This is a genomic window from Streptomyces sp. NPDC052107, assembly GCF_040680215.1.
GTDB lineage: Bacteria > Actinomycetota > Actinomycetes > Streptomycetales > Streptomycetaceae > Streptomyces.
Genome location: NZ_JBFAWG010000006.1, coordinates 43297 through 56741, shown reverse-complemented (window position 1 = coordinate 56741; position 13445 = coordinate 43297). Strand labels below are relative to the sequence as shown.

9 protein-coding genes are annotated in these 13445 nt (G+C 71.7%); 7 read left to right on the top strand and 2 right to left on the bottom strand.

Annotated features, from left to right (window positions below; translation table 11 throughout):
* Positions 1–31 precede the first annotated feature (31 nt).
* The 6 genes from AB0M27_RS08455 to AB0M27_RS08430 all read left to right on the top strand — a co-directional run bounded on the left by AB0M27_RS08455 (position 32) and on the right by AB0M27_RS08430 (position 10686).
* Positions 32–1414, top strand: coding sequence for an ABC transporter substrate-binding protein (locus AB0M27_RS08455; protein ID WP_365719305.1), 1383 nt, complete (start codon positions 32–34; stop codon positions 1412–1414).
* A gap of 73 nt (positions 1415–1487) precedes the next feature.
* Positions 1488–2768, top strand: a complete 1281-nt coding sequence (locus tag AB0M27_RS08450) for a sugar ABC transporter permease (RefSeq protein WP_365719303.1) — start codon at positions 1488–1490, stop codon at positions 2766–2768.
* Complete coding sequence (locus AB0M27_RS08445; protein ID WP_365719301.1) at positions 2765–3673, top strand: carbohydrate ABC transporter permease; 909 nt, start codon at positions 2765–2767, stop codon at positions 3671–3673. Before AB0M27_RS08450 ends, AB0M27_RS08445 begins: the two co-directional genes overlap by 4 nt.
* A 172-nt stretch (positions 3674–3845) precedes the next feature.
* Positions 3846–6074, top strand: a complete 2229-nt coding sequence (locus tag AB0M27_RS08440; protein WP_365719299.1) for a bifunctional glycosyltransferase family 2 protein/CDP-glycerol:glycerophosphate glycerophosphotransferase — start codon at positions 3846–3848, stop codon at positions 6072–6074.
* Positions 6075–6225: 151 nt separating this feature from the next.
* On the top strand, positions 6226–8427 hold the full coding sequence (locus AB0M27_RS08435) for a CDP-glycerol glycerophosphotransferase family protein (protein WP_365719297.1): 2202 nt from the start codon (positions 6226–6228) through the stop codon (positions 8425–8427).
* Between the two features lie 6 nt (positions 8428–8433).
* A complete protein-coding gene (locus tag AB0M27_RS08430) occupies positions 8434–10686 on the top strand; it encodes a bifunctional glycosyltransferase family 2 protein/CDP-glycerol:glycerophosphate glycerophosphotransferase (protein WP_365719295.1) in 2253 nt (750 codons plus the stop codon).
* A 52-nt stretch (positions 10687–10738) separates the two neighbouring features.
* Here the strand turns inward: AB0M27_RS08430 and AB0M27_RS08425 are convergent, their stop codons facing one another.
* Positions 10739–11152: an organic hydroperoxide resistance protein gene (locus tag AB0M27_RS08425; RefSeq protein WP_365719293.1), complete on the bottom strand. Its 414-nt coding sequence runs from the start codon at positions 11150–11152 to the stop codon at positions 10739–10741.
* 123 nt (positions 11153–11275) lie between these two features.
* On the opposite strand from AB0M27_RS08425, the gene AB0M27_RS08420 reads away from it, so the two are divergent.
* Entirely contained in the window at positions 11276–11758 is a 483-nt protein-coding gene (locus AB0M27_RS08420) for a MarR family transcriptional regulator (protein ID WP_365719291.1), read from the top strand.
* Positions 11759–11770: 12 nt separating this feature from the next.
* On the opposite strand, the gene AB0M27_RS08415 is transcribed toward AB0M27_RS08420, so the two are convergent.
* A complete protein-coding gene (locus AB0M27_RS08415) occupies positions 11771–13366 on the bottom strand; it encodes a glycosyltransferase family 39 protein (protein ID WP_365719289.1) in 1596 nt (531 codons plus the stop codon).
* Positions 13367–13445 lie beyond the last annotated feature (79 nt).

Sequence of the window (13445 nt, the reverse complement as noted above, 5' to 3'; positions counted from 1 at the left end):
CGTTCAATGGAGAACGACGAACGGGGAAGTGATGCACAGCAAGAGCAGCACCATCCGGACACGCAGGACCGTCACCACATTCGCCGCGCTGCTCACGGGAGCCCTCGCCCTGAGCGCCTGCTCCAGCAGCGACGGCAACGGCGGGAAGGGCAGCGGCGAGAAGACCGGCGCAGCCACCGGCTCCACCGTCACCCTGCCGAAGCTGAACGGCGCGAACCTGGAGATCGCCGCCGTCTGGACCGGTCAGGAGCAGAAGAACTTCAAGCAGGTCCTGGCCGAGTTCGAGAAGCGCACCGGCGCGAAGGTCACCTTCGTGCCGGCCCAGGACCCGATCATCAACTTCGTCGGTTCGAAGATCGCCGGTGGCCAGCCGCCGGACGTGGCCATGCTGCCGCAACCCGGCGCCATCAAGCAGGCCGTGCAGCGGGGCTGGGCCAAGCCGCTGGGGCCGGAGGTCCTGAAGGAGCTGCAGAAGAACTACTCCCAGGGCTGGCAGGACATCGGGAAGGTCGGAGGCAAGCAGTACGGCGTCTACTACAAGGCCGCCAACAAGTCGCTGATCTGGTACAACACCAAGGTCTTCGGGAACGCGGGCGCCAAGGAGCCGAAGACCTGGCAGGACCTGCTGACCACCACCCGGGCGGTGTACGACTCCGGGGTCACGCCGTTCTCGGTGGGCGGTGCGGACGGCTGGACGCTGACGGACTGGTTCGAGAACGTCTATCTGTCCCAGGCCGGCCCGCAGAAGTACGACCAGCTCGCCCAGCACAAGATCAAGTGGACGGATCCCTCGGTCAAGCAGGCGCTGACGACGCTGGCGCAGATCTGGGGCAAGAAGGACTACCTCGCGGGCGGCCAGGACGGCGCGCTGCAGACGGAGTTCCCGTCCTCGGTCACCCAGACCTTCACCGGCGGCGACCAGCCGAAGGCCGCGATGGTCTACGAGGGCGACTTCGTGCAGGTCAACATCGGTGAGACCAAGGCGAAGGTGGGCACGGACGCGAAGGTGTTCCCGTTCCCGGCGGTCGGGTCGGCCGCGCCGGTGGTCTCCGGCGGTGACGCGGCGGTGATCCTGAAGGACTCCAAGGCGGCCCAGGCCCTGGTCACCTTCCTCGCCTCGCCGGACGCGGCGACGATCCAGGCGAAGCTCGGCGGCTATCTCTCGCCGAACAAGAACGTGCCGGTCACGGCGTACCCGAACGCGGTGCAGCAGAAGATCGCCAAGGCGCTGATCGCGTCCGGCGACAACTTCCGCTTCGACATGTCCGACCAGGCCCCGCAGGCCTTCGGCGGCACCCCCGGCAAGGGTGAGTGGAAGGATCTGCAGGACTTCCTGAAGAACCCGACGGACGTGGCGGGCACCCAGGCGAGGCTGGAGAAGGACGCGGCGGCCGCGTACGGAAGCGGGAGCTGATCCGGCGATGGCGTCGGCGGCAACGGCGGCGGGGGCCTCACCGGGTCCCGTCGCACCCCGCAGTCGTAGGAGCGTGACCGGCACCCGCAGGACCGTGGCAGCCCTGTTCCTGCTGCCCGCCCTGGTGCTGCTCGGCGCGCTCGTGGTCTACCCGATCGGGTACTCGGTCATCCGCAGCTTCTACAACGCCTCCGGCGACGGGTTCACCGGCGTCGACAACTACAAGACGCTCTTCACCGACGACGGCATCCGCACCGCCCTGAAGAACAACGTCATCTGGGTGATATTCGCGCCCACGGTCTCCACCGCGCTCGGTCTGATCTTCGCGGTGCTGACCGAACGGGTGCGCTGGGGGACGGCGTTCAAGCTGGTCGCCTTCATGCCGATGGCGATCTCGATGCTGGCGGCCGGGATCATCTTCCGGCTGGTGTACGACCAGGATCCGCACAAGGGGGTCGCGAACGCAGTGTGGGTGGGTGTCCACGACACCTTCGCGCAGTCGTCGGCGTTCCCGAAGGCCCACCCGGGCCGCGAGTCGCCGCTCGTCCCGCAGAACGGCGGTTTCGTCACCAGGGCCACCGTCCACGCCGGCCAGGCGGTCACCCTCCCCCTCGTCGGCGTGGCCCCGGACCAGATGCCGGACGGCGCGAAGAAGGCCGTGGCCGCCCAGCCCGAGCCGGGCAAGATCACCGGCACCACCTGGCAGGACTTCACGCGCGGCAAGGGCGTGGGACGGCTCGGCGCGCCCGACCCGTCCGAGCTGGGTTACGCCGGGATGCGGATCGAGGCGGTGAAGGACGGCAAGGTGGTGGCCTCCACCGACGCGGCCGGCGACGGCACGTTCACGCTGCCCGCCTCCGCCGACGGCGCACAGCTGCGCCTCCCGGCGAGCAACTTCAAGGAGCCGTACAACGGGGTCGAGTGGCTCGGCCCGGCGCTGGTCACCCCGGCGGTCATCGGGGCGTACGTCTGGATGTGGGCGGGCTTCGCGATGGTGCTGATCGCGGCCGGGCTCGCGGGCGTGCCCCGGGAGCTGCTGGAGGCGGCGCGGGTGGACGGCGCCAACGAGTGGCAGGTGTTCCGCAAGGTCACCGTGCCGTTGCTCGCGCCGGTCCTCGCGGTCGTCACCGTCACGCTGATGATCAATGTGCTGAAGGTGTTCGACCTCGTCTACATCATCGCCCCGGGCTCCTCCCAGGACGACGCCAACGTGCTCGCCCTGGAGCTGTACCGCAAGGGCTTCGCCGAGAACCAGCCGGGCGTCGCGAGCGCGATCGCGGTGCTGCTGCTGGTGCTGGTGATTCCCGTGATGCTGTTCAACATTCGTCGGCTGCGGCGGGAGGTGCGGCGATGACGGCGACCGCCGGGAGCATCGGGAAGGTCGGGCCCGTCCAGACGGTGAAGGCACGCCAGTCCCTCGGCTCGAAGATCGCCGAGAGGCTGAGCGGCGGCCTGGTCCGCGTGTTCCTGATCGTGGTCGGTCTGTTCTGGCTGGTGCCGACGATCGGGCTGCTCGTCTCCTCGCTGCGCGCGCCGGAGGACATGAGTGCGAGCGGCTGGTGGAAGGTGTTCACCGAGCCGTCCCAGCTGACCTTCGACAGCTATCGGAAGCTGCTGGAGAACGGCGACATCACCCACTCCCTGTGGAACACCGTGCTGATCACGGTCCCGGCGACGCTGCTGGTCGTCGTGGTCGGCTCCCTCGCCGGCTACGCGTTCGCGTGGATGGAGTTCCCGGGCCGGGACTGGTGGTTCCTGGGTGTGGTGAGTCTGCTGGTGGTGCCGGTGCAGGTGGCGCTGATCCCGATCGCCGAACTGTTCGGCAAGCTCGGCCTGTTCGGGACCATCCTCGGCGTGATCCTGTTCCACACCGGCTTCGGACTGCCGTTCGCGGTGTTCCTGCTGCGGAACTTCTTCGCGGAGATCCCGCGCGAGCTGCTGGAGGCGGCGCGGCTGGACGGCGCCGGTGAACTCCGGCTGTTCGCGCGGGTGGTGCTGCCGCTCGGCGGGCCGGCCATCGCGAGCCTCGGCATCTTCCAGTTCCTGTGGGTGTGGAACGACATGCTGGTCGCGCTGGTGTTCACCAAGTCGGGCACCCAGCCGATCACGGTCGCGCTGCAGACGCAGGTACGGCAGTTCGGCAACAACATCGACGTGCTGGCACCCGGCGCGTTCATCTCCATGGTGATCCCGCTGGCCGTGTTCTTCGCGTTCCAGCGGCAGTTCGTGTCCGGAGTGATGGCCGGCGCGGTCAAGTGACGACGTTTCTCAGCACTCTTCCGAGGGGCGGGCCTCCAGAGGGCCCGCCCCTCGCCGTTCATCCGCCGTCCCCCCGCCGTCCCCCATATGCCACACGAACCGTAACCAATTCACACCATCGGCCGTTTCCGGTTCAGAACCCCCGCGCCGACCGACGACCCTTGGATGTCCCTTGCCCAGGTTCAGTGTCATTGTCCCCGCGTACAAGGTCCAGGCGTATCTCTCCGAGTGCCTGGACTCGGTGCTCTCGCAGTCGTACCCCGATCTGGAACTGATCGCCGTGGACGACTGCTCACCGGATGCCTGCGGGACGATCATCGACGAGTACGCGGCCCGGGACGCGCGGGTGCGGCCCGTGCACCTGGCCGAGAACCAGGGCCTCGGGCGGGCCCGGAACGCGGGGCTGGCCGAGGCGACCGGTGACTACCTCGTCTTCCTGGACAGCGACGACACCCTCACCCCGGACGCGCTCAGGGCGATCGCCGACCGGATCAAGGAGTCCGGCGAGCCGGACGTCCTGGTGTACGACTACGCGCGCACGTACTGGGACGGCCGGGTGGTGCGCAACCAGCTCGCCGGAACGCTCACCGAGCAGGGCCCCGCGCCGTTCCGCCTGGATGACCGGCCGGGGCTGCTCAGGGTGCTGATGGTGGCCTGGAACAAGGCCTACCGGCGGGAGTTCGTCGAGGCCCACGGCTTCGCGTTCCCGCCGGGCTACTACGAGGACACCCCCTGGACCTTCCCGGTGCTGATGGCGGCGGAGTCGATCGCCACCCTGGACCGGGTGTGCGTGCACTACCGGCAGCGCCGGCAGGGCAACATCCTCGGCACTACGAGCCGCAAGCACTTCGATCTCTTCGAGCAGTACGACCGGGTGTTCGCGTACGTCGAGGAGCACCCCGAACTGGCGCGATGGCGGCCGGAGTTGTTCCGCCGCATGATCGACCACTACGCCACGGTGTTCACCAAGCGGGACCGGCTGCCGCGCGGCAGCCACGGCGAGTTCCTGCGCCGGGCCCGCGCCCACTACCGCCGCTATCGCGTCCCCGGAACCCGGATGCGGCGCCGGAACGTTCTGGTCCGCTTCGGTCTGCACCGCACCTTCCGCGCGTTCCGGCTGGTCTCGGCCGTGCGCCGGCGCACGTTCAAGGCGGTGGTGAAGCCGGCCCGGGCCCTGCGGACCGGCGTGCTGCGGCTGCACTACCGGATCCAGCTGCGGCTGCCCGTCCGCGCCGACCGGGCGGTGTTCACCTCCGGTGCGGGCCGGGGCCACGGCGGCGACCCGGGCGCCCTGGAGGAGGCCTTCCGCACCCACGCCCCGCACGTCCACACCGCCTGGGTCGCCCGTCCCGAGCACGAGCGCACGGTCCCGCCCGGCCCGCGCCGGCTGCGGCCCGGCACCGCCGCCTACTGGACGGCGCTGGCCCGCGCCAAGTACCTGGTCACCGACGACGTCCTGGATCCTGACCTGCGCAAGCGGCCCGGGCAGATCCTGGTCCAGACCCGGCAGGGCACGCCCCTCAAGCACATGGGCCTGGACCTGCAGGAGCGCCCGGCGGCGGCCCGCGACACCGACTTCGCCCGGCTGCTGCGCGGCGTCGACCAGTGGGACCTGGTGCTGTCCGGCAACCGGCACTCGACCCTGACCTGGGAGCGGGTCCTGCCGGGCCGCTACGCCACGCTGGAGTACGGCGCCCCGCGCAACGACGTGTTCCACCGGGCGACCTCGGCGGACGTGGCCCGGCTGCGCGCATCGCTGGGCATCCCGGAGGGCGCGGTCGCGATCCTGTACGCGCCGACCCACCGGGACTACCTGCGCACCCAGCGCCCGCTGCTGGACCTGGAGCGGATCGTGCGCCGCCTCGGCCCGGGGTTCGTGATCCTGGCCCGTACCCACGGTGACCCGTGTCCCGAGGGCCCCCGGGTCATCGACGTCCGCGACCACCCGAGCGTGCAGTCCCTGTGTCTGGCCTCGGACGCCCTGCTCACCGACTACGCGTCGATCATGTTCGACTACGCGGGCCTGGACCGGCCGATCGTGGTGCACACCGGCGACTGGGAGGCGTACCGGGCGGCCCGTGGGACCTACTTCGACCTGCGGGCCTTCCCGCCGGGCGCGGTCGGGCGCAGTGAGGACGAGCTGATCGACATCTTCGCGACCGGGCACTGGCGCGGCTCGCGCTCGGCCCATCTGCGGGCGGCGTTCTGGCAGCGGTTCTGCCCGTACGACGACGGACGCGCCGCCGAGCGGGTCGTACGGCATGTGGTGCTGGGCGAGACGGGTCTGCCGCCGGTGGTGCCGCTCGCGGAGCGCAAGCCGGTGCCGTCGGCCTGCGGGAGGTCGCCGCTGGCCACCGTGCCGCAACCTCCCGGTCCCCTTGCCGTCACCGAGAGGTGCTGAACGGCGTTGGACCTTCCGGGAGTTCCCGTGCCCCTCGGCTCGACGCGGCCCACCCCGAGCCGGCCGTCCACCTGGCGTCCGGCGGGGCGGCCCGGTCGCGTGGCAGGCCTCGTCCGCAGGACACGGTCCGCAAGAGAACAGAAAGAGCAGAATGCCCCGCTTCAGCATCATCGTCCCGTCCCACGGGGTCGCCGCCCGGCTGCCCCAGGCGCTGGACTCGGTACTCGGCCAGTCGTTCGACGATCTGCAGCTGATCCCGGTCTGCGACGCCCCCGACTCCCCGGCCGCCGCCGTGGCCGCCGGATACGCGGAGCGGGACTCCCGGGTGACCCCGGTCGACTCGCCGCCGTCCGCCGGTCTGAGCGGGGCGCGCAACGCGGGTGTCCAGGCGGCGACCGGCGCGTACGTGCTGTTCCTCGACGGCGACGACCTGCTGCTTCCTGGCGCGCTCGCGGCGCTGGACGCCCGGCTGACGGAGACCGCGGGTGTGGACGTGCTCCATGTCGAGCACGAGCGCGCCCCCTGGTGGGAGGGCGAGCCCACCAACCCGGCCAGGCCGCTGTTCGCCGGGGCCCCGAAGGGCGCCTTCGCCCCCGCCGACCTGCCGGAGCTGACCGGTGTGCGACTCCCGGCGTGGAGTGCGGTCTACCGCCGCAGTTTCCTCACCGAGCACGGACTCGCCTTCCCCGACAGCCACTTCACCGACCTCGGCTGGGGCGGGCTGACCACGCTCGCGGCCGGGCGGATCGCGGTGCTGCGCCAGGTCGTCGTGCGGCACCGGCTGCGCCGGCAGGGCAGCCGGCTCAATCTGCCGGGGCCGCACCAGCACGAGCTGCTCGATCAGGTGGAGCTCGTGCTGATCCGGGCCGCCGAGCAGGACCTGCCCGTCGAGCGAACACGCGCGCTCTTCGAGCAGCTGTTCACCCATGTGCTGAAGACCGCGTCCCGGCCGGAGCGGCTGCCGTCCGGGCACCGGGCGTTCTTCCGCCGCGCCGCCCGCCTCTACCGGCGCCACCGGCCGGCCGGTTTCCGGGCGCCCCACGGCAGCCTGGGCGTACAGCACCGGATGCTGGCGACCGGGGCGTACAGCGCGTTCCGGGCGCTGCGCGGCGCCAACCGGCTGGCCACGAACACCGCCGAGCGTCTGCCCCGCCCGCGCGCGGTGCGCACCCGGCTGCGCTACGCCCGCGACCTGCGCCGCCCGCTCGACGAGAACCTGGCCGTGTACTGCGCCTACTGGGGCCGGGGCTACGCCTGCAACCCGGCCGCGATTCACGCCAAGGCCCGCGAACTCGCCCCGCACATCCGCTCGGTGTTCCTGGTCGAGGCCGACCAGGCGCACGCGATGCCGGAGGACGTGGAGTACGCGGTGATCGGCTCCCGCCGCTCCTGGGAGGTGCTGGCCCGGGCCAAGTACCTGATCAACAACGCCAACTTCGCCGAGGGAGTCGTCAAGCGGCCCGGCAGTGTGCACCTGCAGACCCAGCACGGCACCCCGCTGAAGACCATGGGCGTGGACCAGTCGACGTACCCGGTGGTGGCCGCCCAGTCGGGCAGCTTCACCAGGCTGCTCGGCCGGGTGGACCGCTGGGACTTCAACCTCTCCTCCAACCGCCACTCCACCCAGATGTGGGAGCGCGCCTTCCCCGGTTCCTGGGAGGCGCTGGAGTACGGCTATCCGCGCAACGACGTCTACTACACGGCGACCGCCGAGGACGTGGCCCGCATCCGGTGCCGGCTGGGTGTCCCGGAGGACAAGACGGCCGTGCTGTACGCGCCGACCCACCGCGACCACCACACCGGCTTCGAGCCCGGCCTGGATCTTGAGGCCTTCTGCGAGGCGGCCGGCGAGGACGTGGTCGTCCTGCTGCGCGCCCACTACTTCTACGACCGGGGTCCCGGCCGCGGTGACGGCCGGATCATCGACGTCACCGCGCACCGCTCCTCCGAGGACGTCTGCCTCGCCGCGGACGCGCTGGTCACCGACTACTCGTCGATCATGTTCGACTACGCCAACCTGGACCGGCCGATCGTCGTGTACGCCGACGACTGGGACGTCTACCGGGAGACGCGGGGTGTCTACTTCGATCTGATGGCCGAGCCGCCGGGACCGGTCGCGCGCACCCCGGAGGAGCTGGCCGCCGTCTTCCGTGACGGCTCGTACGCGGGCGCGGAGGCCGCGGCGCTGCGGGCCGCGTTCCGGGAGCGGTTCTGCGAGTTCGACGACGGACGGGCCGCCGAGCGCGTCGTACGGCGGGTGCTGCTCGGCGAGCCACCCGAGGCGGTCCCGCCCGTGATCCCGCTCGCGCAGCGCGTGCCCGCCCCCGCCGCCGCGACCCTCGTGAGGAGCTGACCCGCCGTGCCCCGCTTCAGTCTGATCGTGCCCTGCTTCAAGGTGCAGGGCTTTCTGCGCGAGTGCCTGGACTCGGTGCTGCTGCAGTCCTTCAACGACTTCGAGCTGATCGCCGTGGACGACCGCTCCCCGGACGGCTGCGGCGCGATCCTCGACGAGTACGCCGGGCGCGACCCGCGCGTGAAGGTGCTGCACCTGCCGGAGAACGTGGGCCTCGGCCGCGCCCGCAACGCCGGGCTGCCGCACGCCACCGGCGACTACCTGTTCTTCCTGGACAGCGACGACACCCTCACCCCGGGCGCGCTGGGGGCGATCGCCGACCGGCTGGCGGAGGCCGAGGACCCGGACGTGCTGGTCTTCGACTACGCGCGCACCTACTGGTGGGGCGGCACCCGGCGCAACGTCCTGGCCGAGGTGCTGGCCGAGGCCGGCCCGGACACCTTCACCGCCGACGCCTACCCGCGGATCCTCGACCTGCTGATGGTGGTGTGGAACAAGGTCTACCGGCGGGAGTTCGTGGAGTCGGAGGGCTTCGAGTTCCCGCCGGGCTACTACGAGGACACCCCCTGGACCTTCCCGGTCATGCTCAGCGCCCGGAGCATCGCCACGCTGGACCGGATCTGCCTCAACTACCGGCAGCGCCGGCAGGGCAACATCCTGTCCACGACCAGCCGCAAGCACTTCGACATCCACGACCAGTACGAGCGGGTCTTCGCGTTCGTCGAGCAGCGGCCCCGGCTCGCGCACTGGCGGCCGTATCTGCACCGCAAGATGGGCGAGCACTGCCTGGACATCCTGGCCAAGCCGGACCGGCTGCCGCCCGCGGACAAGGCCGAGTTCTTCCGGCGTACACGGGAGACGTTCCGGCGCCACAAGCCGGCGGAGGGCGCCCTGACCGACGGCGAGGCCGGCCTGCTGGAGGGCTCCTGGACGGCGTACCGGATCAGGCGGCAGACGGCGCGGGTGGGACGGGAGACGGCACGCCAGGCCGGTCTGCTCCGCGGTGCGGCCGCCGCGCGGGCCCGCTCCGGCTGGGCCGCCGTGCACGCGCACCGGCCGCTGGACCCGCACCTGGTCGTCTACTCGGCGTCCTCGCACCGGGGCATGCTCGGCGACCCGGCCGCCGTGTACGCCAAGGCCCGGGAGATCGCCCCGCAGCTGCGCGGCGTGTGGGTGGTGAAGGACGAGGAGACCGCCGCCCAGCTGCCGTCGGACGTGGAGCACGTGATCGTGGGCTCCCGGCGCTATCTGGAGGTCACGGCGCGGGCGAAGTTCTTCGTGAACGACGTCAACTGGCCGGGCACGCTGGCCAAGCGGCGCGGCAGCGTGCACATCCAGACCCATCAGGGCACCCCGCTGAAGTACATGGGTGCCGACCTGCTGGACAAACCTGGCGCCCGGCTCGGCTTCGACGTGCCGCAGATGCTGCGCCGAGCCGACCGCTGGGACTACAGCCTGGTCGCCAACCGCCACTCCGAGCTGGTCTGGGAACGGGCCTACCCCTGCCACTTCACATCGCTGCGCACCGGCAGCCCGCGCAACGACGTGCTGGTGAACGGCGGCGACAGCGACTTCCGGCAGCGTCACGGCATCCCGGAGACGGACACGGTCGTGCTGTACGCCCCGACCCGCCGGGACTACCGCCGCAGCGGGCACGTGGACCGGATCGACCTCGCCCGGTTCGCGGCGGACCTGGGCGAGAGCCTGGACGAGGACCAGGGCGGGGGCGGGGGCCTGGGCAAGGGGCACACCCTGGTGGTCCGGCTGCACCCGTCGCTGGCGACCGGTCCCGCGCGCGGCATGGGTCTGGCCGAGCTGGCGCGGCGCGGGATCGTGGTCGACGCGACCGACGAGCCGCGCCTGGAGGACGTCCTGCTCGCGGCGGACGTGCTGGTCACGGACTACTCGGCGGTGATGTTCGACTACGCCTGCCTGGACCGGCCGATCGTGGTGCACGCCGACGACTGGCCCGCGTACTCGGCCGGCCGGGGTGCGTACTTCGACATCACCGCCGAGCCGCCGGGCCATGTCGCGCGTTCCTACCGGGAGCTGGCCCGGCTGTTCACCTCGGGGTCCTGGCGGGACGAGGAGTCGGCCCGGCTGCGCGCGCGATTCCGGGCCCGGTTCTGCGAGTTCGACGACGGCCGGGCCGCCGGGCGCGTCGTACGGACACTGCTGCTGGGCGAGCCGATGACCGGCCCGGGTGCGGTCCTGATCCCGGGCCAGACGGCCGGCCGGGACGCGCTGGCCTCGGCGTAGGGCGCCGGGGTGCCGGTGCCGAGGCGGCCGCCGGCACCCCGGGACGCGTGGGTCACTCGATGACGAGGTCGACGTCGATGTTGCCGCGGGTGGCGTTGGAGTACGGGCAGACCTGGTGGGCGGTCTCGACCAGCTTGCGGCCGGTGTCCTGGTCCACGGTGTCGGGCAGCTCGACGCGCAGCGTCACCTTCAGCCCGAAGCCCTCGCCCTGCTTGCCGATGCCGACCTCGGCGGTCACCGCGGCGTCGCTGACGTCGACCTTGGCCTGCCGGCCGACGAGGCCGAGGGCGCTGCCGAAGCAGGCGGCGTAACCGGCGGCGAAGAGCTGCTCGGGGTTGGTGCCCTGGCCGTTGCCGCCCAGCTCCACCGGCGGGGCGAGCTGGAGGTCGATCCTGCCGTCGGAGGAGACGGCACGACCGTCACGGCCGTGGGTGGCGGTGGCGACTGCGGTGTAGAGCGCGTCCATGGGACCCGTCCTCTCGGTTCGATGCGGTGTCCGCTGCGGCGTTGCCGCGTGGTTGCGAGTACGAGTAGAGCACACAATTAAGTTGTGCACAACTAAATGGTTGGCAAGAGCTATCCTGGACCCATGACCGCCTCGCCCGCCGCCGCCGAAGCCGACTGGCTCCGCCTGGACCGCCAGATCTGCTTCTCCCTGCACGCCGCGTCCCGCGCCTTCAACGGCGTCTACCGCGCGATCCTCAAGGACCTCGGGCTCACCTACCCGCAGTACCTGGTGATGCTGGTGCTCTGGGAACAGGGCGACCTGCCCGTCAAGAAGCTCGGCGAGCATCTGCGGCTCGACTCCGGCACGCTGTCCCCGCTGGTCAAGCGGCTGGAAGCGGCCGGCCTGGTGCGCCGGGAGCGCAGCCCCCAGGACGAGCGCTCGGTACAGGTCCGGCTCACCGAGGAGGGCGTGGCGCTGCGCGAGCGGGCCCTGGAGGTGCCGCGCCGCATCGCCCGGGCGACCGGCTTCGACCTGGCGGAGATCACCGAACTGCACGAACGCCTCGACCGGCTCACGGCCGCGCTGGACACGGCGGCCCTGGAAGCGGGGCGTGAGGGGGGCTAGCCGACGCGGGCTTTAATGACGGGGCCTCATGGGCTTACGGACGTACAGCCGTACGACCATCCCGCCCCGCCGGACCTGCTCCCGCCCGGCGAACTCCGCCTGCAGCACCGCGAGTTTGGCCCGCTCGGTGGGTCTGCGCGGGCTCCAGCGCCCGGCGAGCAGACTCGGGTCCGCCACGACCCACACCCGGTCCAGCCGCTCCAGCCGCCGCCGTACCTCCCGCGGCCCGGCCTCCCGCCCGTACAGCGTCCCCGACCCGGCGGCCCCCTCCACCAGCACCACATCCCGCGCCCCCCGGAACGCTCCCGGATAGGTCAGGGCCACGTTCCGCGCATGCGCCGGCAGGAACAGCACGGCGTCCCCGGGCATCAACTCCCGTGCCGTGACCCGGGAAACGGCACCGAGATCGTCGGGCCGAGTGCCCGGATTGCGGTCCGCGCGGAGGACGGGGAGCTGATGCAGAAAGGCCAGCGCGATCGCCAAGACACCGGTGAGGGTGACGAGGCGGGACTGCGACATGGGGTGCCGTCTGAACCTGCCGTCGCCGGCCGGCCGCGCCACCATCCCAGCCACCCGCTCGGCACCCGCCGCCACCAGCAACGGAGCCCCGCTCAACGCGTACAGCACATACCGGTCCACGAACAGCGGCGAGGCCTGAGAAGCCAGCATCAACACCACGGGCGGCACCACGGTCAACGGCAACGCCACCCCCACAAGAGTGATTTCCCCCCGCCGCCCGAAGAGCCCCACCAGTCCGACGGACGCAAGGCCCAGACACACCGCGTACACCGCGCCCGAAGGTCCGAGAAACCCCCGCAACAGCTCTTCCGCCGTCACCGCCGTAGGCCTGCGCAGCCACGCCACCTGCGCCGCCTGCCCCCGCGACACAAGAACCATCGGCACCAGTGACACCAGGACCGCGCTCGCCGCACACCCCCACCCCCGCCACGTCCGGCCCCCGACCCGGCCGAGCGCCAGCGACACCGCGTGGGCGCACAGCAGCAGCACCGCGAACTCGTGGAGCCAGCAGGTGAGGCCGAGGACGGCGCCGTAAGCCGCCCAGGAGCGCGAGGAACCGCGCTGCACGGCCTGCACGAACAGCAGCGTCGCCCCAGTGGCCCCGGCGGCCACCAGGGCGTAACTGCGGCCCTCCTGGGCATAGTGGCCGGCCATCGGCGCTACGGCGTACAGCAGCCCGGCCCACAACCCGACGCGCGGCCGGGCCAGCCGGGTGCCGAGCGCCGCCACCAGCGCGGCCGTCACCGCCGCCGCGCACACCGACGGCAGCCGCAGGACGACCTCGCCGGGGTGGACGGCGAGGACGGCGTGCACGAGGAGGTAGTACAGCCCGTGCACGGCGTCCACGTCGTGCAGCAGCAGCCAGATCTGCGGCACCGTACGCCGCCCGACCTGGAGGCTGACGGCTTCGTCGCGCCACATCCCGCCCCGGTCCAGCCCCCAGAGCCCGACCGCGAGCATCACCAGCGCGGGCACCCCCACGGCGGTCCGGCGGCGGATCCGGGCCCGGTGGCAGCGGGGCGCGCGCGTCGCCCCGCCGGCCGGCGCGACGACTGCCGTCGCAGCCGCCCTGCGCGACTGCGGTTTCACAAGCCCGACGTTCACCACGGTCCGCCCGATCTATTGCGATTAGCCAATCCTTTTCCGAGCATGACGGCGTATCGGCATG